General features: G+C 40.3%; 25 protein-coding genes. 19 read left to right on the top strand and 6 right to left on the bottom strand.

Annotated features, from left to right (window positions below):
• Positions 1 to 15 precede the first annotated feature (15 nt).
• On the bottom strand, positions 16 to 1,671 hold the full coding sequence (locus ACO1D1_RS20115) for a glutamine--tRNA ligase/YqeY domain fusion protein (RefSeq protein ID WP_423336853.1): 1,656 nt from the start codon (positions 1,669 to 1,671) through the stop codon (positions 16 to 18).
• A gap of 185 nt (positions 1,672 to 1,856) precedes the next feature.
• Here ACO1D1_RS20115 and ACO1D1_RS20110 point away from each other — a divergent pair, with 185 nt between their 5' ends.
• The 5 genes from ACO1D1_RS20110 to kynB all read left to right on the top strand — a co-directional run bounded on the left by ACO1D1_RS20110 (position 1,857) and on the right by kynB (position 7,267).
• Positions 1,857 to 2,843: a Gfo/Idh/MocA family protein gene (locus tag ACO1D1_RS20110; RefSeq protein ID WP_149868999.1), complete on the top strand. Its 987-nt coding sequence runs from the start codon at positions 1,857 to 1,859 to the stop codon at positions 2,841 to 2,843.
• 252 nt (positions 2,844 to 3,095) lie between these two features.
• On the top strand, positions 3,096 to 4,112 hold the full coding sequence (locus ACO1D1_RS20105) for a 4Fe-4S binding protein (RefSeq protein WP_149869000.1): 1,017 nt from the start codon (positions 3,096 to 3,098) through the stop codon (positions 4,110 to 4,112).
• 158 nt (positions 4,113 to 4,270) lie between these two features.
• The gene (locus tag ACO1D1_RS20100; RefSeq protein WP_223820982.1) at positions 4,271 to 4,627 is read left to right on the top strand and encodes an SCP2 sterol-binding domain-containing protein; all 357 of its coding nucleotides are present in this window, start codon (positions 4,271 to 4,273) and stop codon (positions 4,625 to 4,627) included.
• A gap of 143 nt (positions 4,628 to 4,770) precedes the next feature.
• A complete protein-coding gene (locus tag ACO1D1_RS20095; RefSeq protein ID WP_423336852.1) occupies positions 4,771 to 6,528 on the top strand; it encodes a WG repeat-containing protein in 1,758 nt (585 codons plus the stop codon).
• A 118-nt stretch (positions 6,529 to 6,646) separates the two neighbouring features.
• On the top strand, positions 6,647 to 7,267 hold the full coding sequence (gene kynB, locus ACO1D1_RS20090) for an arylformamidase (RefSeq protein WP_423336851.1): 621 nt from the start codon (positions 6,647 to 6,649) through the stop codon (positions 7,265 to 7,267).
• Between the two features lie 54 nt (positions 7,268 to 7,321).
• On the opposite strand, the gene ACO1D1_RS20085 is transcribed toward kynB, so the two are convergent.
• A complete protein-coding gene (locus ACO1D1_RS20085; protein WP_149869004.1) occupies positions 7,322 to 7,576 on the bottom strand; it encodes a hypothetical protein in 255 nt (84 codons plus the stop codon).
• Between the two features lie 262 nt (positions 7,577 to 7,838).
• Here ACO1D1_RS20085 and ACO1D1_RS20080 point away from each other — a divergent pair, with 262 nt between their 5' ends.
• Positions 7,839 to 8,087, top strand: coding sequence for an amino acid decarboxylase (locus tag ACO1D1_RS20080; RefSeq protein ID WP_149869005.1), 249 nt, complete (start codon positions 7,839 to 7,841; stop codon positions 8,085 to 8,087).
• On the opposite strand, the gene ACO1D1_RS20075 is transcribed toward ACO1D1_RS20080, so the two are convergent.
• Positions 8,084 to 8,788: a Crp/Fnr family transcriptional regulator gene (locus tag ACO1D1_RS20075; RefSeq protein ID WP_149869006.1), complete on the bottom strand. Its 705-nt coding sequence runs from the start codon at positions 8,786 to 8,788 to the stop codon at positions 8,084 to 8,086. The two genes, ACO1D1_RS20080 and ACO1D1_RS20075, sit on opposite strands and share 4 nt — an antisense overlap.
• 161 nt (positions 8,789 to 8,949) lie before the next feature.
• On the opposite strand from ACO1D1_RS20075, the gene ACO1D1_RS20070 reads away from it, so the two are divergent.
• The 7 genes from ACO1D1_RS20070 (at position 8,950) to ACO1D1_RS20040 (ending at position 14,037) form a co-directional block, all read left to right on the top strand.
• Positions 8,950 to 9,447: a flavodoxin gene (locus ACO1D1_RS20070; RefSeq protein ID WP_149869007.1), complete on the top strand. Its 498-nt coding sequence runs from the start codon at positions 8,950 to 8,952 to the stop codon at positions 9,445 to 9,447.
• Positions 9,419 to 9,628, top strand: coding sequence for a heavy-metal-associated domain-containing protein (locus ACO1D1_RS20065; RefSeq protein WP_149869008.1), 210 nt, complete (start codon positions 9,419 to 9,421; stop codon positions 9,626 to 9,628). The genes ACO1D1_RS20070 and ACO1D1_RS20065 overlap by 29 nt, the downstream gene beginning before the upstream one ends.
• Positions 9,629 to 9,769: 141 nt before the next feature.
• Positions 9,770 to 10,618, top strand: a complete 849-nt coding sequence (locus ACO1D1_RS20060; RefSeq protein WP_149869009.1) for an MBL fold metallo-hydrolase — start codon at positions 9,770 to 9,772, stop codon at positions 10,616 to 10,618.
• Positions 10,619 to 10,743: 125 nt separating this feature from the next.
• Positions 10,744 to 11,043, top strand: a complete 300-nt coding sequence (locus ACO1D1_RS20055) for a DUF5658 family protein (RefSeq protein ID WP_149869010.1) — start codon at positions 10,744 to 10,746, stop codon at positions 11,041 to 11,043.
• A 91-nt stretch (positions 11,044 to 11,134) separates the two neighbouring features.
• Positions 11,135 to 12,280: a DEAD/DEAH box helicase gene (locus ACO1D1_RS20050; protein ID WP_149869011.1), complete on the top strand. Its 1,146-nt coding sequence runs from the start codon at positions 11,135 to 11,137 to the stop codon at positions 12,278 to 12,280.
• A 100-nt stretch (positions 12,281 to 12,380) separates the two neighbouring features.
• Positions 12,381 to 13,847 carry an amidase family protein gene (locus ACO1D1_RS20045; RefSeq protein ID WP_149869012.1) on the top strand — a complete coding sequence of 489 codons (1,467 nt, stop codon included), beginning with the start codon at positions 12,381 to 12,383 and terminating at the stop codon, positions 13,845 to 13,847.
• 55 nt (positions 13,848 to 13,902) lie between these two features.
• On the top strand, positions 13,903 to 14,037 hold the full coding sequence (locus tag ACO1D1_RS20040; protein ID WP_263315294.1) for a hypothetical protein: 135 nt from the start codon (positions 13,903 to 13,905) through the stop codon (positions 14,035 to 14,037).
• Positions 14,038 to 14,133: 96 nt separating this feature from the next.
• Here ACO1D1_RS20040 and ACO1D1_RS20035 read toward each other — a convergent pair whose 3' ends face one another.
• The 3 genes from ACO1D1_RS20035 to ACO1D1_RS20025 form a co-directional block, all read right to left on the bottom strand.
• A complete protein-coding gene (locus ACO1D1_RS20035) occupies positions 14,134 to 15,663 on the bottom strand; it encodes an FAD-dependent oxidoreductase (protein WP_149869013.1) in 1,530 nt (509 codons plus the stop codon).
• 131 nt (positions 15,664 to 15,794) lie between these two features.
• Complete coding sequence (locus ACO1D1_RS20030) at positions 15,795 to 15,935, bottom strand: hypothetical protein (RefSeq protein WP_190284833.1); 141 nt, start codon at positions 15,933 to 15,935, stop codon at positions 15,795 to 15,797.
• Between the two features lie 87 nt (positions 15,936 to 16,022).
• The gene (locus ACO1D1_RS20025; RefSeq protein WP_149869014.1) at positions 16,023 to 16,397 is read right to left on the bottom strand and encodes a DUF1360 domain-containing protein; all 375 of its coding nucleotides are present in this window, start codon (positions 16,395 to 16,397) and stop codon (positions 16,023 to 16,025) included.
• Between the two features lie 107 nt (positions 16,398 to 16,504).
• On the opposite strand from ACO1D1_RS20025, the gene safA reads away from it, so the two are divergent.
• The 6 genes from safA (at position 16,505) to ACO1D1_RS19995 (ending at position 20,815) form a co-directional block, all read left to right on the top strand.
• Positions 16,505 to 17,116 carry a SafA/ExsA family spore coat assembly protein gene (gene safA / locus ACO1D1_RS20020; protein WP_149869015.1) on the top strand — a complete coding sequence of 204 codons (612 nt, stop codon included), beginning with the start codon at positions 16,505 to 16,507 and terminating at the stop codon, positions 17,114 to 17,116.
• 148 nt (positions 17,117 to 17,264) lie between these two features.
• Positions 17,265 to 17,612: a flagellar basal body rod protein gene (locus tag ACO1D1_RS20015; RefSeq protein WP_149869016.1), complete on the top strand. Its 348-nt coding sequence runs from the start codon at positions 17,265 to 17,267 to the stop codon at positions 17,610 to 17,612.
• A gap of 18 nt (positions 17,613 to 17,630) precedes the next feature.
• Entirely contained in the window at positions 17,631 to 18,260 is a 630-nt protein-coding gene (locus ACO1D1_RS20010; protein WP_423336850.1) for a PspA/IM30 family protein, read from the top strand.
• Positions 18,261 to 18,397: 137 nt separating this feature from the next.
• Positions 18,398 to 19,144 carry a cell wall-active antibiotics response protein LiaF gene (gene liaF / locus ACO1D1_RS20005; RefSeq protein WP_423336849.1) on the top strand — a complete coding sequence of 249 codons (747 nt, stop codon included), beginning with the start codon at positions 18,398 to 18,400 and terminating at the stop codon, positions 19,142 to 19,144.
• Positions 19,141 to 20,190 (top strand): sensor histidine kinase, encoded by a 1,050-nt coding sequence (locus ACO1D1_RS20000; protein ID WP_149869019.1) that lies wholly within the window; start codon positions 19,141 to 19,143, stop codon positions 20,188 to 20,190. Before liaF ends, ACO1D1_RS20000 begins: the two co-directional genes overlap by 4 nt.
• Positions 20,183 to 20,815: a response regulator transcription factor gene (locus tag ACO1D1_RS19995; RefSeq protein ID WP_149869020.1), complete on the top strand. Its 633-nt coding sequence runs from the start codon at positions 20,183 to 20,185 to the stop codon at positions 20,813 to 20,815. Before ACO1D1_RS20000 ends, ACO1D1_RS19995 begins: the two co-directional genes overlap by 8 nt.
• Positions 20,816 to 20,930 lie beyond the last annotated feature (115 nt).

Genomic DNA, 20,930 nt, shown 5'->3' with positions numbered 1-20,930 from the left:
ACGTTAACATTGTTCTTATAGTTTAAAGGAGCTTTTTAATGAAACAATCCGGTTAAACACTAGTTTGTCCACTGTTGTATCCTTAGGATCGACGTTGAAGTAGCCGTGTCTAAAGAATTGGAACTTTTCCTGTGGTCTGCTTTCTCTCATGTTTGGTTCAACAAAGCCCTGCAGTACTTCCAATGAGTTTGGATTGACATGATCAAGGAATGTTTTTCCCTCGTCAGCATCTTCTTCCGTTTCGTCCAAAATTAACGGTTCATATAAACGGAATTCAGCAGGAACGGCATGGGTTACTTCTACCCAATGAATGGTTCCTTTTACTTTTCGGCCAGTAAAGCCGGTGCCGGATTTTGTTTCTGGATCATAGCTGCAGCGCAGTTCTACTACCTCGCCGTTTGCATCCTTAATGATTTCTTCACATTTAATGAAATAGGCATTCTTCAAGCGAACCTCATTACCTGGGAACAAGCGGAAATATTTTTTTGGCGGATCTTCCATGAAATCATCTTTTTCGATATAAATCTCACGGGAAAATGGGATTTTACGCATGCCCATTTCTGGATTCTCCGGATTGATTTCGGCATCGAGCAATTCAATTTGACCTTCCGGGTAATTCGTAATGACTACCTTTAATGGGTTAATCACACCCATTGTCCGTGGTGCCTTTAATTTCAAATCCTCGCGGACAAAGTGTTCAAGCATTTGTGAATCAACCGTACTATTATTTTTCGTAACAGCGGTTTCGCTTACAAAGGCACGGATGGACTCAGGGGTAAACCCTTTTCTTCTCATTCCGGAGACGGTTGGCATCCTCGGGTCATCCCAGCCATCCACAAAGCCTTCGTCTACCAATTGTTTAAGCTTCCGTTTACTCATCACGGTATTGGAGACGTTTAAACGGCCAAATTCAATTTGCTGTGGTGTGTTCGCCATTTCGCACTTTTCGACAACCCAATTATAAAGCGGGCGTTGATCCTCAAATTCGATCGTACAAATCGAATGGGTAACACCTTCAATCGCATCTTCTAATGGGTGTGCGAAAGCATACATCGGATAAATGCACCATTTGTCCCCCGTGTTATGATGTGATGTATGGGAAATCCGATAAATAACCGGGTCGCGCAAATTGATATTTGGTGAGCTCATATCAATTTTGGCTCTCAGAACTTTCTGGCCATTGTCGAATTCACCAGCGCGCATCCGTTTAAATAAATCCAGGTTTTCCTCAATGGAACGCTCGCGGTATGGACTGTTCTTTCCAGGTTCCGTCAGTGTGCCGCGATATTCGCGGATTTCATCAGCAGACAGATCATCAACATATGCCAGTCCTTTTTCAATTAATAGAATGGCTCTATTGTACATTTCCTCGAAATAATTGGAGGCAAAATATAAATTATCCCATTCAAAACCAAGCCATTTTACGTCTTCCTTGATGGAATTTACATATTCGATATCTTCCTTTGAAGGGTTGGTATCGTCAAACCGCAAATTCGTTTTCCCATTAAACTCATCTGCTAATCCGAAGTTTAGAATGATTGATTTTGCATGTCCTATATGTAAATACCCGTTTGGTTCTGGAGGAAAACGAGTGACGATTTCTTGGTGCTTACCTGATTCTAAATCTTTTATGATAATATCTTTAATAAAATTACCTGTTTGATTTTCCACCCTTTTCAACCTCTTTCTTCAAATCTCTATTATCTATAAATACCACAAAACCTGATATTTTTCCATTGTTCCCTAGAATTCAGCAGAAAAACAGGCTAAGATAGAAAAAATTTCAATTTAAATTGGTCAGGATGGCAGAAAAAAGCTAAAATGGGATTTATAAAAAGTGTAAGGGGGAAAGTATTATGCTAAATTTTGCTACAGTTGGAACAGGGTGGATTACTGAATCCTTTATAAAGGCGGCAAGCCTAAGCGAACGACTTCGTTTAGTTGGCGTTTATTCACGGACAGAGGAGAAGGCGAAGAAACTTGCCGATCAATTTAAAGCACCGTACTATTATACGAATGTGGAAGAAATGGCGAAAAGCGAAGAGTTTCAGGCTGTTTATATCGCTTCCCCTAATTCCCTCCATTTTGAACAAGCATTAACCTTTTTGAAAAATAAAAAACATGTCATCTGTGAAAAACCAATTTTTTCAAATACGGCTGAATTGCAAGAGGCATACCAAACAGCTGAAGAAAATGGAGTATATTTATTCGAAGCCATTCGCAATATTCATACACCTAATTTTAAAATTTTAAAGGAACAGCTCCATTTAGCTGGAAAGCTGAGAAGTGCGATACTTCCTTATATTCAATATTCCTCCCGATATGATTTATTTTTGCAAGGGGAGGTGCCAAATATTTTCTCTGCGAAATACTCAGGTGGAGCGCTCGTTGATTTAGGCGTGTATCCGCTGTATGTAGCAGTAGGTTTGTTTGGTGAGCCAAAGAAAGTTACCTATCATCCGGTGTTGTTAAGCAGCGGTGTGGATGGAAGCGGCACGCTTGTATTGGAGTATGAGGAATTCGTTTGTACCATTCTATGTTCAAAGATCTCCCATTCCGAACTTCCATGTGAAATCCACGGAGAAGCGGGGACATTTGTCCTTGAAGATGCAGCGCCAATTTCCGAGATCACCTTTATTGACAGCCATAAAAAGGAAAGGAAACGATTAGGTACCGCACAGGAAGAACAAGACATGGTATACGAGTGTATCAATATTGCCCAAATAATTGAAACGAACGATGATCAAGAATATAAACAGCTAAAGGGCTGGAGTGAAATCGTTCTGCGAATTACAGAAGAAGCCAGGAAGCAAAATAACATCGTTTTTGACGTAGAGAAATAAGAGAATGCCAGTGGAATTAATAATCCACTGGCATTTGCTATTTTGAAGCCTTCTTTCATTCATTATCTTCCAAGGGTAGCAAGTGGTGTAAACTGCTTACGTAGTTAATTTACCAAAAATAAAATTTTTTTTGACAGAATTAAGTTGCTAATGTGACATCTTTTTGAAATGAACGATTTCGATGATTTATATCACATACCCTGTTTTTTCCGTTAATTATAGTTAAGGTAACGAAAGAATGGAGGAAACGGTATGAAGTCAAAAGCATGGTATCGAAAACAGTTGAAACGTAAGCCCGTACAAATTACAAGATATATCGTCCAGGCTGTGTTTCTGTTGTTTTTACTATATGTGGGCCTGCAGTTTTATCAGTTTTATCAGCATTTTGTAACCGATGGAAGAACCCCCTTTGTCGAACGGCCATCCGCTGTTGAGGGGTTTTTGCCAATCAGTGCCTTGGTTGCTTTGAAGGTTTGGCTGACAAGTGGAGATTTTGATGTGATTCATCCAGCAGGGCTTGTGCTGCTCTCATTTTTTGTTGGGGCCGGAATTCTTTTTCGTAAATCCTTTTGCAGTTGGATTTGCCCTGTTGGAACGGCAAACGAACTAATTGCCTGGCTTGGCAGGAAGTTGTTTAAAAGAAACTTTGACATGCCCCACTGGCTTGTTTGGTTTTTAACACCGATCAAATATGTCTTACTTTTATTCTTTATCGCAATGGTTCTTCAAATGGATATCTTTAGTGCAAAAAGCTTTCTCGTGGATCCTTATAATAAAGTTTCTGACGTGAAAATGTTATTACTATTCTTAAATATTGGCGGCTTTACATTAAAGTTTATAATTGTCGTCTTTATTCTGTCATTATTCTTCAGAAATTTTTGGTGCCGCTTCTTATGCCCGTATGGTGCCTTGATTGGTCTAGGTTCTATCTTTAGAATCACCAAAATTGAGCGAAATGAAGACACCTGTACAAACTGCGAAATGTGTACAAAGGTTTGTCCGCAAAGATTGCAGGTTCATAAGCTTGAAAAGGTGAACTCACTGAATTGCTCCGCCTGCATGTCTTGTGTGGAAGCCTGTCCGGTTAAGGATACTTTGAACATGACGGTTGCGGGTAAAAAGTCCAATAAATGGTTCATTCCAGTTACCTTCTTTGTTCTGTTCTTCGTGGTAATTGGAATCGCCAAAATAACGGGTCACTGGGACACCGTTATTTCCTATCAGGAGTGGAAAGAATTGATTCCAAATGCCCGTTATATCGGTCATTAAGAATCGATCACAAAAATGCAGCCTCCAAGAAACTTATAAATTTATTTCGAAAATAGCCAAAAGTTCAAAGATAATTCATTGGATAATACTGGTATGTATTAGTATCATAGAATTATAATTGTTTACTACTTTCTAGGGAGGGATTAACCTTGGCAAAAGTGATTAATGAGTATTCATTACCTGAACTAATGGAAAGAATTGAAGAAATCTTTAATGAAAATCCCGCACCAATTAAGGGCTTTAACGGAATTGTTCAGTATGATGTTCACGGTGAAGAGACAGGGACCTACCAGCATTATTTTCAGGAGGGTAAACTGACAATTAAGGAGGGCGTGGAAACTACCCCTGATGTAACGATGGCCTTATCCTATGATAATTTCAAAAAATTCGTCTTAGGAAAACAAAGTGGTGCCGTTGCATTATTAACAGGGAAGGTAAAGGCCAAAGGTGATATTAGCAAAGGAATGAAAATAGAAACCATTCTTCGGAAATACAATATTAAGGAACCATTTTAAGCACTGCAAATAGAATACAAATCAGGCAAAGAGACAAAGCGGGGGTATCACCTGCTTTGTCTCTTTTTATTTACCTGAAATGGAAATTCACCCAGCCCAGACTTTTTCATATACATATAGAAAAGTAAAATGGGTGAGTTTTAATGGCGGAACGTGATAGTGATTGGATCTATTGGATTTTAGATGCGTTCGAAGCAAGAGCGGTTTATCTTTTCCCCGCTCCATTAAAAGAAATTGGCGGTATCAAGTGGGGATATATGAATGAGAAAGGGAAGTTTGTTCTGCCGCCAATTTATTCCATAGCCGGAGATTTTCAGGAAAATGGCCTGGCTATTGTAAGACTGATGGATAAAGCGGGCATCATTGATGACACGGGTTATTTTATTGTGAAACCGAAATATGACACAATTGAACCGTTTTCAGAAGGCCGGGCAGTCGTCAATGACCAGCATGGGTTCAAGGTCATTGATGAAAGCGGTAAGGAAATTACTGAAAAAGCCTATACTGTCATTTTTCCGGAGTATAAGGAAGGGCGTTTGATAGTAGAAGAAACAGCAGACGATGGACAGTACCTGCATGGATATTTGAATAAGAGAGGGAAAGTGGTCATTCCGATTATCTATCAATCTGCCAGCGAATTTACGGAAGGGAAAGCCATTGTAAAAACAAAGAATGGACCCTATGAACTCATTGATCTTACTGGAAAGGTATTACAATCGTATCCTTTTGCTTTTGTCGATCAGTATGGTCAAGACCTGCTTGTATATAAAAAGAAGGATGATGGGAAACTTGGATATATTGATGAACATGGAAAAACCATTATTGAACCAAGGTTCTCAAGTGCAGAGTCATTTATAGACGATAGGGCCATTGTTAGTTTGACTGATAAAAATATCGTCCATTATGGCGTAATTGATAGAAAAGGGAATTTTATCATAAAACCCAAATATACCAGTATTCAAAATCTTGGTGATAATCGGTTTGCGATTGGAAAAGATTTGGCCCCCGAGCTGCCATGTATAAGGTCCATTTATGCTTTAGCTGATTCCGAGGGTCATATTCTAACGGGATTTATTTTTTATGAAATGAACCATTTTCAAGATGGGCTGGCGTCAGTCTCTGATGATCAGTATACCTTTTTTATTGATAAGAATGGGAAGCGGATGGAACATCTTCCGATGGTCAGCGGAAGCGGTTGGCTGAGCTTTGAGAAAACGCTAATCAAGTGTGATGTTGATCAGCGCCTGCAGTATTTTAATCGAAATGGTGATTTGGTCTGGAAGCAAGAGACCACTATCCGATTAAATGATCACTTTTCTGTGGTCGAGTATAAATACAGGCCGAATAGAGAATATGTCGTCTATTATCCACAGATTCAGGGCATGACAAAGTCAGAAAATGTGAATCAGGCATTAAAGGTAATGGCGGGTGTTAAACCTGTACCAGCTCATCAGAAGTTGGTGTCGAATTATACCGGAGATTATGACATTACTTTATACAAGAAAAACTTGCTCGTGATTGAAATTACAGGCTACGACTACACATTTTGTGCGGCCCATGGGATGCCTGTTAAAAAATATGCTCATATTAATCTTTTGAATGGATCAAAATATCAGCTAAAGGATCTGTTTAAACCCGGAAGCCCCTACGTAAAGGTGATAAGTGATAGGATACGGGATCAAATGAAAAGTAATGACGAATTTTCTTATCTTTTTCCTGATGAGTACCACGGAATTAAGGCAGATCAATTGTTTTTTATTAGTGAGAGCGGCCTTAATATCTATTTTAATCCCTATGAAATTGCCGCTTTTGCGGCAGGATTCCAAACCTTTACAATCTCTTTTGATGAACTAAAAGAAATCATTGATCGAAGTGGTGAATTTTGGCAATCATTTCACTGACATGGCAGGAGTCTGGGCTGTGCCATTTTTTCTTTCAAAATTTCCCGAAATAATAGAAAGGGACTGGGCAATATGAAATAATGAGGGAATAGCAATTAGAGGATTGGAGTGGATCAGGATGAGGATTTTTGATGTTTCAAGGAGGATGGAAAACGGCATGCCGGTCTGGCCGGGAGATACTGCTTTTCAGTACGAGATATCGTGGCCAATGGAGGAAAGTGAATCTGTAAATGTCGGCAGTCTAACATTTAGTACGCACACGGGAACACATGTGGACGCCCCTTTTCATTTCGATCAAGACGGCAAACGAATCATTGAACTGGATTTAAGCCTTTATATTGGCCCTGCTAGAGTAATAGATATGATTGGAAAAGAAAGTATTGGTCCCGCTGATTTGAACGATATTGACTTGGCTGGCTGTAAAAGAGTGTTATTTCGGACGTTGGCATGGGTAAATCCAAGCAAGTTTCCCGAGAAAATCCCACATATTGAACCGGACCTTGCTCCGTTTTTAGCTAGTAAGGGAGTTAAACTGGTGGGATTGGATGTCCCTTCCGTGGACCCAATCGACAGCAAAGAGCTGTCGGCCCATCACAGCTTGAATAAAAACGGAATACACATACTAGAGTCACTCACACTAGACAACATCAAACCCGGCGACTACGAACTAATCGCCCTCCCCCTGCCCCTCGTCGAAGGAGACGGCAGCCCCGTCCGAGCCATCTTAAGACAGTGGTAAGATGAAAAAAGGTGCCTGACACCATATTCTACTATTACCGTAGTGAAAAGGGTGTCAGGCGCCATGTTTGCGTCTGTATATGAGCCAGTAGCTGCCACAGCCGGCGACGAATAATAGGCCGACGGATACTGGGACAACGTAGTCCTTGAATGAAGGGTCAGTTATCTTGGTCTTTTTCGTATCATGGAACGTTTCCGCTTGCACGGTCTCGTTTTTTTGAATAGATTTTTCTGGCTGTGTAGTGGCAAATACATTTGTTCCATATAGAAAAAACAACAGCGAAGCGACAATAGAAATCTTATTAAACATTATTTTCAACTCCGTTATATTGTTATCTTGCTGTTGTTCATTTTATCACCATTGATACAAGGGTGGTTTGATTTGCCTAAAATGTTCACAAACCTTTCAAAATTATAGTTAAGCCTCATTTCCGTACAAATCCAGTATTCCCAGAGATTCGAGCCGCTTTTTTGTTGTTTATTCCTAAACTTCGTCATTGATATAAATCAATTTCACCTGAGGAATAGGATGCTAAACTTAAAGCAAACCATAACGAAGGAGTGCGGAACTGATGTTTGAAATTATCGATAAAAAAGCTGTGATGGATATCCGGGAACGGGTTGCAAAGGGAGAGCACCCACGCAGAGAAATATTAAACTTTATTAAAGCAGCACCAGTGGGTACAATTTTCGAAATTCATTTGCCACATCGAGGTGAGCCATTAATTGCTAATTTGCAATCATTTGGCATGAACGTAATAGTCAATGAAATCGAACCGATGCATTTTCGGCTTATGGCTGTAAAATTGGAACAGTTTTAATCCATTTCAGCCATCTCTTTTAGCCGGTCCAGCTCTAGAATCTGTATTTGTCTACGTCCATCCATAGCAATTAGCTTTTGTGACATAAACGCTAACAGCTTCCTGCTTACCGATTCTGGAGTTGTTCCGATAAAACTGGCCAAATCCTTCTTTGTGATTGGCAGAGTAAAAGCCCCGGTACGAGCCTTCATTTTATCATGAAAAAGAATAAGTGCCCTTGCCAGCCGTTGTTCGACCTCCATTAAACTTAAAAATCCAACTGATTCATCGGCTTCATAGAGACGGTCATTAACTGCCAGTAAAAATCGGTAGGATAAATCCGCATTCTTCTCCATCGTCTTCAGAAAATCCTCTTTCTCGATATAACAAATAACTGTAGGGCTTCCAATGGCTTCAGCATTTACATAATGTTTTTCATTTCGAAGTAAGGAAAATAATCCAAAGAAATCCCCCGGAAACAGCAAACGGACAATTTGTTCTTTCCCTTCGGCTGATGTTTTCGTTAATTTCATCAAACCTTCCTTTACAACAAATAATGTTTCGGAACACTCACCTTCACGAAATATAAATTCCCCTTTTGAAAAACGACGGCTTCTTGTGACTTTTTGTAATAATTGCAGGTCTTCCTTATCCATCCCTTTAAAAACGGGAACAGATGTGATGCATGAGGATTCATGCGAGCAACAATGTTCACAGCCCATTTTTCCACAACTCCTTTCCAATATTCTCTTTTTCTTAATATTAGCGGCTTCTGAGAATGAACGTAGTGATTTTCATCAATTCCTTGCATTTCTTGATGCAGGTCAAGGTTGATGAGAATGATTTTCATTACAATAAAAGAAAAACATGAGGTGATTTCACCATGAATCCATCTTGTTTGATCGTTTATGCAAGTATGACAGGAAATACAGAGGAATTAGCTACTCTCATTTCGGAAGGTATTCAAAGTACCGGCACTACCGTCATGATCAAAGATATATTAGAAGTGGACGCAGCAGACCTAGAAAATTATGATGCAATATTGCTGGGCGCCTATACCTGGGGGGATGGAGACCTGCCAGATGAGTTTCTCGATTTCTATGATGAAATGGACCGTTTAAATTTAACAGGGAAAAGGGCGGCTGCCTTTGGCTCCTGTGACTCTTCATATGAGCATCGAGGGGGGGCGGTGGATATTTTAGCGGAAAAGCTCGCAGAACTAGGTGCAAATGTTATACATGAAGGATTAAAAATCGACCTTTCTCCCTCTGCTGCGGAAAGAGAACAATGTATAAAGTTTGGTCAATTCTTTAGCGGTAAATCATTTTTATCTAGTAAAGGAGGCAGTTTGAATGCGCATGATGGTATTGGCATTGAATAATGTAGCCTGCACTGGCTGCATCCGCAAGATAAAAAAGCAAATTCAAAGGACCCACGGTATCGAAAAGGTAAGGATTGTAACCGGAACTGGGAAAATTCAAATTAACTTTGATGAACAGATCATTCAAACGGAGGACATTAACCGAAGCCTAAATAAATGGACATTACGAACATTTGATTAACAACAGTCTGCTGCTCATATAAAAGAGCAGCAGATTTTTTGTTCTTTATAAGGAACGAAATAACTGTTATGTTGTATAATTGTTTATGCAGTAATAATTTTTTCCTCCCAGTAAAACACTAAGCAAAAAGGGGGGATTTCTTTGGAAAACAAGCAGGATAGTAAATATGAGGAATCTTTTCTCCCGATGACCTCAATTGGCAATGGGATTGGTATTGCGGTTTTGCCGGATGTTTATTGTTATACGGACCAAATTGTCAATCTTGTCGTTATAGGAAATCCGAATGTGACAAATGAATTTGTCCTGATAGACACCGGGATGCCTAAGTCAGCGGGAGAAATAAAAGAAATGATTCAAGAGCGTTTTGGCGAGGCAGCACGCCCGAAAGCGATTGTGTTAACCCACGGTCACTTCGATCATGCAGGGTCAATTGCCATGCTATTGGAGGATTGGGATGTACCCGTGTATGCCCATGAACTGGAACTGCCCTATTTAACCGGTAAGAAAGATTATCCACCAGGGGATCCAGATGTGGACAGCGGACTTGTTGCTAAGATGTCTCCGATATTTCCAAACCATGGGATAGATATTAGTGCCCATGTACAAAAGCTCCCGGAGGATGGGACGGTTCCGGCAATGCCGGACTGGAAATGGATATACACCCCAGGCCATACCCCAGGTCATATCTCCTTATTCCGAGAACAGGACGGTGCGTTAATTGCCGGGGATGCCTTTGTGACCGTTAAGCAGGAGTCGCTATATAAGGTGATAACTCAAACACAGGAAATCAGCGGCCCGCCGAAGTATTACACCACTGATTGGGATGCTGCCTATGAATCGGTGAAAAAGTTAGCGGGATTAAAGCCGCAAGTAGCGGTAACCGGACATGGACTTCCTATGAGCGGTGAAGAATTAATCGAAAATCTAACCTATTTAGTGGAGCATTTCGCTGAAATCGGCCGGCCTGATAGTGGCAGGTATGTTAATTAATATTCAAAGGCTGCTTGAAAAAGCGGCCAAAAATATACTTTCGTTGTTCTCTATAAAGAAAGTATGAACAGATAAATTTATAGAAACACTTGTAATAGATAGACACTCTTTTAAGGGAGGGAGCCATGAGACTCTGTTTATTCCTGCTAGTTGCCGGTATACTCGATGCTGTCCTGACTCATTTTGGAATTGCTTCTGGATTTGTTGAAGAAGGGAACCCGATGATGAAGCTTGTCATTGAACACAGTTGGTCCTTTTTTTATTTTATTAAAATTTTCTTACCCCTTCTGCTGCTTGGTTTATTTTATCTCCGGCCTTTTAAAGGGTGGATTAAACGCCTAATCATCTCAACATGTGTCCTCTACCTCTCTGTTCTTGTGTATCATATTGTATGGATTGCCCTCTACTTTCATACTTCAGCGTGAATCCATCTAGACACCCAATCGTTATTACGATAGTATCAATACCATATTGAAAAACAAATAATAAGAAAAAGTGATAAATAAGGAGTAAAAGATGTTAACTACATTAAAACCATTTTTGCAGGAGGCATGGGAAAAATCAGGTTTCCAAACGCCTACTTCCATCCAAGATACAGCAATTCCACTGATTCTAGAAAGTAAAGATGTCATTGCCGAGTCACCAACAGGAACCGGTAAGACACTTGCTTATTTACTTCCATTATTAAACAGAATAGATGCAAATGTGCCGTCTTTACAGGCAATAGTGCTTGCCTCTTCGCAGGAGCTAGTCATGCAGGTCTATCAGGAATTTCAAAAATGGTCGGAAGGCAGCGGGATTAGGGGCACCTCGATTATTGGCGGAGCAAACTTAAAACGGCAGCTCGAAAAATTAAAAAAGCGCCCGCATGTCATTTTTGCCACACCTGGCAGATTGTTGGAGCTAATCAAGCAGAAAAAAGTTAAAATGCACGAGGTAAAAATGGTTGTTCTTGATGAGGGAGATCAGCTTCTCATTCCCGAACATTTACACACGGTACAAACCATTGTAAAGTCGACAATGAGCGATCGCCAAGTTGTCTTATTTTCTGCAACGATGAAACCAGTAACAGAAAAGCTGGCAAAAGAAATGACCAACGAACCTGAAGTTCTTCGTATTGAAAAAGATGAACTGGCTTCGTCAGGGGAAGTAGAGCACATTTATTTTTCATGTGAGCCGAGAGATAAAATTAAACTGCTTGAAAAAATTGCCCGTTTAGCCAATAGCAAATCTCTCGCCTTTATTAACGATATTGGCGAAATTCAAGTGTTTAAAGAAAAATTGCTTTTTAAAGAATTATCTATCGGGGTCCTCCATAGTGACATGAAAAAGCTGGAACGTCAGGCCGCATTAAAGTCGTTCCGTGATGGAAAAATGAAAATGCTCATTGCTACAGATATTGCAGCCCGTGGACTGGATATCCAAGGGGTTACCCATGTTGTTCAGATTGATTCTCCAAAGGACATTACACAATATGTCCATAGAGCAGGGAGAACTGGACGAATGGGGGCAAACGGTACGATTATCTCGCTTGTGACCGAACGTGAAGAACGAGAACTTAAGCGCTATTGTCGTGAGTTAACCATTCCGCTTGATAAAAGAGTGTTTTACCAGGGACAAATTGTTGCTGAAGAAGCAAGAAATCAAAAACAGAGAAGATAAAAGCGGCGGGGGTGTACTGCATCCCGCTGCTTTTTTGTCGCGGCTAAAAGGGTTTCCAGATTCTTTCTAGAATTTGTAATGGAGAAACGGAGGGAGATGGATGGAAAATCCTAAACTAAAAAGATATACCAACGAATGGCTTGAAGAGGTAACAATACGTGAAATTCAACAAAAATTGGAGAGCGGCGAGCTCTCATCTAAAGAACTGGTTTTAATGTATTTACATAGAATTTCACATTTTGATCAAAAGCTGCATTCAATCCTTGAAGTGAACCCGGATGCGCTGCAGATTGCAGAAGTGCTTGACGCGGAACGAAAAGAAACAGGGCCGCGCAGTGCATTACACGGCATCCCGATTTTACTAAAAGATAATATCGATACCCACGATAAAATGCATACGAGTGCCGGATCACTTGCGTTAAAAGATTCAATTGCCCTACATGATTCATTTGTCGCAGAACAATTACGAAAAGCAGGTGCGATTATTCTTGGAAAAACGAATATGACTGAGTGGGCAAATTTCATGACAATTGGGATGAAAAGCGGCTATAGCTCAAGGGGAGGCCAAGTTCTGAATCCCTACGGGCAAGGGAAATTTGATGTTGGCGGTTCCAGCTCAGGTTCTGGAGCGGCAATAGCTGCTAACTTTGCCGCGGCTGCAGTCGGAACGGAAACGTCTGGCTCCATACTAAATCCAGCTTGCCAGAATTCATTAGTAGGAATAAAACCAACAGTAGGTCTTATTAGTCGCAGAGGGATTATCCCAATTGCCCATACGCAGGATACAGCTGGACCAATGGCAAGAACAGTGGAGGATGCAGCCATACTGTTAAATGCCCTCTGTGGGAAAGATGAACAGGATCCGATTACCATGACAAATCCGTTTAGCGGCGATTTCGACTTTACGGCATTTATTTTAAAGGAAGGACTTAAGGGAAAAAGAATCGGAATTGCTTCCGAAGGATTTATAGAGCTGCTCAGTAAAGAAAAGCAAGTGGTTGTAACGGCAGCCCTAGAAGTACTGAAAACGTCCGGAGCCGAAGTCATTGAGCACATTGAAATCCCATCAGCTAAAGCCGAGTGGAAATATGATGTATTAACGTACGAATTTAAACCAGACTTAAATGCGTATTTAAATGGTCTCCATCCATCTGTACCGGTTAGGACATTAGCGGATCTAATCGAGTTCAATAAAAACGATAAAGACAAAATGCTTAAATACGGCCAGGCCGTTCTGCTCGAATCCGAAAAGACAAGTGGTGCCTTAACGGAAGCTGCCTATTTCGCGGCATTAGAATTCGACCTTTACCATTCGACAGAGCAAGGTATAGACTTTGTTTTGGAAAAATACGGGTTGGACGCGATTGTTTTTCCTAACGATGAAGGCTCGCATATAAGTGCCAAAGCCGGTTACCCAACAATTGCTGTTCCAGCCGGGTACACTTCTCTTGGGGAGCCGGTAGGAATTACCTTTGCCGGCACCGCCTATAGTGAGCCGCTTTTAATTCAATTAGCATATGCCTTTGAGCAAATGACAGGTCATCGCAGGACACCCATTCTGGAATAAGTTTTTTTGAATTCATCCATACTATCTATGATTTCTCAAAAAGGAGATGGTATGTGTGGGAAGAACAAAACTAGGCAATGCCAATGCTCAGCGCAACAACAATGCAAAAAAGCCAATGAAGGAAAGCTCTGAACTTGTTGAATTCACACCTGGTGAGCCTCTAAAACGAAATCGTCCGAATAGCAAATAAACAAGTAAACGCCTCCTTAAGGTTAGGAGGCGTTAGTTGTTTTTTTAAGATAAGAAAATTTTGACTTCGAGAATTGTCCAGCTCCCTTGCGCTTTCTTATAGCTGTTCTTCCTTCAGTAACTCCAATGCTTTTTTTGTCGGTCCTTCAATTACATCGCCAGAATAGGAATATCGCGAACCATGACATGGGCAATCCCATGATTTTTCAGCACGGTTCCACTCGCATTCACAGCCTAAATGAGTACAGGTGGTGTCAACAATATAAAGCTTGCCGTCCTTGTCCTTATAGGCGCCCGCACGTTTTCCATTGTACATGACAACAGAGCCTTCACCGTCTTGTAAATCTTCAGGTGTCTTATCTGTATATTCAAGCTTGCCCTTGATGAGATGTTTGGCAACATCTGCATTGGTTGTTACGACACTCTTTAATGCGGGGTCAGCCTGGAATCGTGATGGCGAATAAAGCTCCATATAAGGGTTTTCACGATTCATTACATAATCGGTTAACAAGTGTCCAGCAAGAATGCCGGTTGTCATTCCCCATTTTTTATAGCCAGTAGCAATTAAAACATTTTCACGGCCTTCGGTGTACTTGCCGATATAAGGGACTTTGTCTAATGTGACATTATCTTGGGCAGACCAGCGGTAATGATATTCAGATAAACCAAAAACATCCTTTGCAAACTCCTGAAGTGCCTCATAATGTTTGACCGTGTCGATACCCTGTCCCGGTTTATGGTTTTCGCCGCCGATAATTAGCAGCTTTTCCCCATTATAAGGGGTATAACGAATCGAACGGCTTGGGCTGTCGCCGCTTATATACATGCCGCCAGGATATTCCTTATCGGTTTTTATCCCGATTGCATACGATCTGTCAGCATACATTCTGGCAAAATAAAGACCAGGTTTATCATAAAAAGGAAAATGGGAGGCAATAATCACATGCTTGCACGTAACCCTATGACCAGACTTTGTCACTACTTTAGGTTCTGTATCATCGTCCTCAATGTCTGAAGCGACCGTATTTTCATAAACAGAACAGCCGGCATTTACGGCGTCCTCTAAAAGCGATTTTAAAAATTTTAGCGGGTGATACTGTGCTTGATTGTGCATGACGAGGGCAGCTTTTGCTGGGACATTAAAGGGAATAGTATCTTTTATGGCCCCGTCAATTTCAAGGTTCTTGTACGCTTCCCACTCAGTTTTAATCTTGTCGACATATTCTTCTGTCGTGGCATAAACATAGGCATCTTGCTTACTGAAATCACAGTCAATCCCTTTTTCCTTCACAGTGTTTTCGACAAATTGAATGGAATTCATATGGGATTCAAAATAAAGCCGTGCCTTGTCCCTTCCAAAATGATTGATAAATTCATCATATACAATGCCATGCTGTGCTGTTAATTTCGCAGTTGTATGCCCGGTTGTCCCGTTTAAGACACCGCCGGCTTCTAAAATAGCTACCTTTACCCCTTCTTTAGACAGTAAATAGGCAGCAGTAATCCCGGTGATGCCCGCTCCGACAATTGCTACATCTACTGATAAATCCTCGTTTAATGCGTCAAATGTGGGTAAATCAATTTCTCTCCAATAAGTTTTAGGGAATTGATTTTCAGATGAATTCATATGTACGCCTCCAGCCTTTAAAATAATCTCTTGTTTAATTTTTCCCAAAATGAAAAATAAATGTCATGTTGGAAAAATATTAGGTTCAGTTACAAATAAAAGAACCCTCATTCAGGGTTCCGGGTAAAAACTTATTCAATGTCGTTATTAATATTATCTATTCGAACAGCGTCCTCTGAATCAAGCGTTTCTCTTAAGAAATGAAAAATTACCCAGGCCGCACAACCAAGACAAATTAGAAAACCAAGCGTAATGGTCCACAAAAGAGTCATTATTCATCCCCCTTTTTAAGCTTATCGATTATTTAAGCTTTCTAAAGGTATATGCAGCAGGGGGACTCATTTTGCCTATTATTGCATTTAGTCTTTTTTCTTTAATTCCGAATAATAATCTACTTTCTTAATATTGACGCCGACAAAGGTTTCAATAATTGATTGGCCGCCGGCAATTGAAAAAATCAATATAAATACGAATGTAACCCTTGGGAAAAGCAAATACGCCCCGCCCACAAAAATGGCACTCCACACACCGGCACACCAATAGCATTTCAACAGATAACCAAACATGGAGGCAGGTACTTCCTTCGTTTTAGGACCCTCATCTGTTTCAACTTGGACCTTTTTCATAAAAGGTCTGCGGATAAATTCAGTGATTTTATCAAATACGATTAAATGGGTTAGACGGTAACTTGCTAAAATTAACATAATATAGGTCATCCAAGAAATATCTCTCACATTTTGAGCCTCCGAAACCTTAGCTAATGAACAGCTGAATAATATTTTTTCTTCTTTGTATATTTTGAGCCTGAAATCAAGATTCTATATTCGGAGGAGGCGAAAAAATGAAAAAATCATTTTGGTTTAGTTTTCTGTTCTTACTATCTCTTTTCTGTATCCCGAGTGTGTCTTTTGCCCAACAAATTTACACTGTTCAGCCAGGGGACTCACTTTGGAAAATTGCCGTTAGGTATCAAGTCGGAATTACGGAAATTATTCAAGCAAACCCGCAATTTAAAAATCCGAACTTGATCTACCCGGGTCAAAAGGTAACCATTCCTGATTTAGGCGGTGTGAAATCGATTGAAAGTCAGGTCATTTCGTTAACCAATCAAGAGCGGGCCAAAAATGGACTGAAGCCAATGGTGGCAGATTGGGAGCTTTCGAGGGTAGCCCGCTATAAAGCGATGGACATGAGGGATAAGAATTATTTTTCCCATACTAGCCCAACCTATGGCAGTCCGTTTGATATGATTAAAAACTTTGGTATTTCCTACCGTTCAGCAGCAGAAAATATTGCCGCTGGCCAAACCACGCCACAGGCAGTGGTGCAGTCCTGGATGAATAGTTCAGGTCATCGAGCGAATATATTAAGCTCCAACACCCGTATTGGCGTCGGTTACGCTGCGGGTGGATCCTATCGACATTACTGGGTCCAGATGTTTATATCAAAATAATGCGACGGGTCAGTCTTTTAAGCATGGTGCTTATAGGGCTGACCCTTTCTACGTCTTAGGACCGATATAAAAATCAAGCTCTAGCGCAATTATGAAAAGCGATGGAAAAAGGTAAGATGAAATCAAGAAAAGAAAGGAGTGAAACAAAATGAAAAAATTTGGTTTACTGATGGCTGGAGGGATTGCAGCGGTCATCTTGCTCTCAACAATTGGTCCAATGGTGGGGTTACTTGTTAGCCTAGTGCTCCTGTACTTCATCTTCAAACAGTTTATTAAAACGGAATCCACTGGAGGGAAGATTGGTCTTGGGGTCATCGGCTTCATTGTCCTAATGGCCTCTATCCATAACGCCCCAGCCATCATTGGTGTAGCAGCAGCTTATGTTCTCTACCTTGTTTATAAAAAGTGGAATGAGAACAAAAATACAAGAATCAAAGAAGAATCCGATCCATTTGTCAATTTTGAAAAACAATGGAATGAGTTAAACAAATATTAAAAAAGGGAGAGATTTATCATGACCAACTTATTTTCAAGAATTAAAAACACCATTACCGCAGATTTACACGAGGCTCTTGATCAAAAGGAAAAGAAAAATCCAATTGCCTTGCTTAATCAATATCTTCGCCAATGTGAGCTGGAAACAGAAAAGGTAAGAAAGCTTTTGGAAAGACAATATGCATTGAAGGATGAATTTACAAGAGAATACCATCAGGCAATGGAGTTAGCCGAAAAAAGAAAGTATCAGGCAGATGTAGCTTCTAAAGCAGGGGAAACAGAGCTTTATCAATTTGCTGCAGCAGAGCATCAGCAATATGCGGATCGTGCCAGCCGTTTAAGTGCATCTCTTGAACAAACAAAGGAGCAGCTAGGGGATTTAGAAAGAAAGTATGAAGAAATGAAGCACAAACTAAAAGACATGAACCTAAGACGGATGGAATTGATGGGCCGAGAAAATGTAACTCGGGCAAATCTCCGGATTAACCAGGTGCTTGATTCAAATTCTTACTCAGATAAATCCTTCTCAAAATTTAAGGATATTGAAAACTATCTGGACCGTTTAGAGCATCAAGTGAACAGCTCTTTCTACCGCAATACCATTGATTCAAGAATTGCCGAATTAGAAAAAGAAATGAAATTGGAATAAAGCAAGTCCATTTAATATCAAATATGGTATGCTAATAGAAAAGTGGAGGCGTCCTGTTGGCGTACGGGAGCTAAACAGTAAAAAGGCGTAGATGTACGCCTTTTTACTAATAGAAAAATAAAAAGGGAGGGTGGCCAATGTTTAAAAATACAAAAAATGATTATGTTGGATGGCTGGTGATCATCGGTATTGTCATTCTGCTTCTAGAGATTTTATTTTTTAACAGAGGGCTGATATTCTCTCTTTTTATATCTGGCGGTATGATTTATCTAGGTCGAAAAAGAGCTGGCAAAAGATTAGGGAAACTTCTATTTATCGGCGGTATTATCTTTTTTGTTCTGAGTATCGTCAATATGATGACGTTTAAATTTTTATTATTAGCTATTTTACTGCACTTCTTTATTCAATTTTTAAATGCTAAAAAACAGCCAAAAAAGATTTCCCCAGATGTTGTCAAACCAGAAGCTAAACCAGAGGCTTTGCAGCAAGAAGAAACCGTGATTAAATCGGAGCCGTTGTTTAGCAATGTTTTTATCGGGCAGCAAAAAACTCCTGAAGGTGTTTATGACTGGAAAGATGTCAACATTCAAGCCGGAATTGGCGATACGATTATTGATCTCAGCTACACGATGCTGCCAAAAGGGGAAACGGTCATCTTTATCCGAAATATTATTGGGAATATCCAAATCCTTGTTCCATATGAAATTGATGTAAGTATCCATCATTCTTCTGTAATAGGTTCGACCAACGTTTTAGGCAATTATGAATCAAAGTTGTTCAATCAAATGTTCCAGCTAAAAACGCCTGGCTATGATCAGTCCGAGCAAAAGGTGAAAATTTTTACATCGCTTGTTGTGGGGAATTTAGAGGTGAGCCGGATATGAGTACAACTGGACGTCAAATTGTCTGGAGTGTCGGTTTTTCCTTTCTCATCGCAATTATCATCGGAGCTGTTTTTATTTTTGTGTTCCCATTAAACAACTGGTCGGAATTATGGAGCAAAAATTTCATGGATATTCCGATTGTCATTTTTGTTCCTGCATTTAGTATTGCACTAGGAATTCTTATAGGCGGGGCGCAGGGCCTTTTTTGGCGAAAACAATTTCTCTCGATTGAACATTCTTTGCATCAATTAGATGAAGGAAGACAATTGGAAGTAAAAGAGAAGGCCTCGGTAACGGAAATGCAAATGATTGCTGAGCGAATTGAAAAAATTGGGAAACAAATGTCTGAGCAGGCAAAGCTTTCTCAACGGTTAGCAACTGAAAAGGTTGAAGACCAAGAGGCAAGAATTCAGGAGATAATTGAGCAGGAACGAAATCGTCTTGCCCGAGAGCTCCATGATTCTGTAAGCCAGCAATTATTTGCTGCGTCGATGATGATGTCAGCCATTAATGAAACAAAGGGGCAGTCAGAAAATGACCGTGAAGCTAAGCAATTGAAGCTGGTAGAGGAAATGATTCACCAATCACAGCTGGAAATGAGGGCGCTGCTTTTACACTTGCGTCCAGTTGCCTTAAAGAATAAATCACTGCAAGAAGGAATAGAGGAACTTCTAATCGAATTATCTCAAAAGGTAACAATGGATATAAAATGGAAGGTAGAGGATTTTCCTTTACATAAAGGGGTAGAGGACCACCTCTTCCGAATTCTGCAAGAGTCTGTTTCGAACACCTTAAGGCATTCAAAAGCTAGTAAGTTCGAGGTTCTGATGGTCAAACGAGATGATCTTGTCATCTTACGGATTGTTGATGATGGAATTGGTTTTGAAGTAAACGAAATGAAAGCGGGTTCCTATGGGATGCAAAATATGCACGAGCGCGCTGTTGAAGTGGGCGGGACATTAAAAGTAATTAGTGTGAAGGGTAAAGGAACAAGGCTGGAAGTGAAGGTCCCAGTGATGACTAATGGAGATGGTGCCAATGATTAGAGTAGTGTTTGTCGACGACCATGAAATGGTAAGAATCGGGGTTTCCTCCTATTTATCGGCGCAGCCGGATATTGAAGTGGTTGGCGAGGCGGATGATGGAAAAAAGGGTGTAGAGCTCGCTTTAGAACTTCGCCCAGATATCATTTTAATGGATTTGGTCATGAAAGAAATGGATGGAATTGAAGCGACAAGACAAATCATTGAACAATGGCCTGAGGCAAAGGTCATTATCGTGACGAGCTTTTTGGACGATGAAAAGGTATATCCTGCGCTGGAGGCGGGGGCCACTAGTTATATGTTGAAAACCTCGAAAGCTGGGGAAATTGCGAATGCTGTCCGGGCTACATATCATGGACAATCTGTCCTCGAACCAGAAGTAACCGGAAAAATGATGGTGAAAATGCGCCAGAAGAATACGCATCTGCTCCATGAAGATTTAACAAGCCGTGAACTGGAAATATTACTATTAATGGCCGAAGGCAAAACCAATCAGGACATTGCTGATGAATTATTTATCGCCTTAAAAACCGTCAAAACCCATGTCAGCAATATCTTAAGCAAGCTCAACGTCCAAGACCGTACTCAAGCGGTAATCTATGCATTTAAGCATTCGTTAATTAAGTAAGACCTGCCAATTTATTTGGAAGGTCTTTTTTTTTTGAAAAACAATTGAAAATTATTCTCAATTGCTGTTATTATAGTTAATGAAAATGATTATCATTATTAACCTAATTGGGGGA

Origin of the sequence: Neobacillus sp. 19 (genome assembly GCF_049463095.1) — a bacterium.
GTDB lineage: Bacteria > Bacillota > Bacilli > Bacillales > Cytobacillaceae > Neobacillus.
This window is presented reverse-complemented; position numbering and strand designations above follow the sequence as displayed.

Coding starts and splice junctions, on each gene's coding strand:
- safA (WP_149869015.1), top strand. CDS start 16,505: ATGAAAAAATCATTTTGGTTTAGTTTTCTGTTCTTACTATCTCTTTTC.
- ACO1D1_RS20030 (WP_190284833.1), bottom strand. CDS start 15,935: ATGACTCTTTTGTGGACCATTACGCTTGGTTTTCTAATTTGTCTTGGT.
- ACO1D1_RS20035 (WP_149869013.1), bottom strand. CDS start 15,663: ATGAATTCATCTGAAAATCAATTCCCTAAAACTTATTGGAGAGAAATT.
- ACO1D1_RS20070 (WP_149869007.1), top strand. CDS start 8,950: ATGAATCCATCTTGTTTGATCGTTTATGCAAGTATGACAGGAAATACA.
- ACO1D1_RS20105 (WP_149869000.1), top strand. CDS start 3,096: ATGAAGTCAAAAGCATGGTATCGAAAACAGTTGAAACGTAAGCCCGTA.
- ACO1D1_RS20045 (WP_149869012.1), top strand. CDS start 12,381: ATGGAAAATCCTAAACTAAAAAGATATACCAACGAATGGCTTGAAGAG.
- ACO1D1_RS20015 (WP_149869016.1), top strand. CDS start 17,265: ATGAAAAAATTTGGTTTACTGATGGCTGGAGGGATTGCAGCGGTCATC.
- ACO1D1_RS20000 (WP_149869019.1), top strand. CDS start 19,141: ATGAGTACAACTGGACGTCAAATTGTCTGGAGTGTCGGTTTTTCCTTT.
- ACO1D1_RS20085 (WP_149869004.1), bottom strand. CDS start 7,576: ATGTTTAATAAGATTTCTATTGTCGCTTCGCTGTTGTTTTTTCTATAT.
- ACO1D1_RS20110 (WP_149868999.1), top strand. CDS start 1,857: ATGCTAAATTTTGCTACAGTTGGAACAGGGTGGATTACTGAATCCTTT.
- kynB (WP_423336851.1), top strand. CDS start 6,647: ATGAGGATTTTTGATGTTTCAAGGAGGATGGAAAACGGCATGCCGGTC.
- ACO1D1_RS20075 (WP_149869006.1), bottom strand. CDS start 8,788: ATGGGCTGTGAACATTGTTGCTCGCATGAATCCTCATGCATCACATCT.
- liaF (WP_423336849.1), top strand. CDS start 18,398: ATGTTTAAAAATACAAAAAATGATTATGTTGGATGGCTGGTGATCATC.
- ACO1D1_RS20065 (WP_149869008.1), top strand. CDS start 9,419: ATGCGCATGATGGTATTGGCATTGAATAATGTAGCCTGCACTGGCTGC.
- ACO1D1_RS20050 (WP_149869011.1), top strand. CDS start 11,135: ATGTTAACTACATTAAAACCATTTTTGCAGGAGGCATGGGAAAAATCA.
- ACO1D1_RS20010 (WP_423336850.1), top strand. CDS start 17,631: ATGACCAACTTATTTTCAAGAATTAAAAACACCATTACCGCAGATTTA.
- ACO1D1_RS19995 (WP_149869020.1), top strand. CDS start 20,183: ATGATTAGAGTAGTGTTTGTCGACGACCATGAAATGGTAAGAATCGGG.
- ACO1D1_RS20055 (WP_149869010.1), top strand. CDS start 10,744: ATGAGACTCTGTTTATTCCTGCTAGTTGCCGGTATACTCGATGCTGTC.
- ACO1D1_RS20080 (WP_149869005.1), top strand. CDS start 7,839: ATGTTTGAAATTATCGATAAAAAAGCTGTGATGGATATCCGGGAACGG.
- ACO1D1_RS20095 (WP_423336852.1), top strand. CDS start 4,771: ATGGCGGAACGTGATAGTGATTGGATCTATTGGATTTTAGATGCGTTC.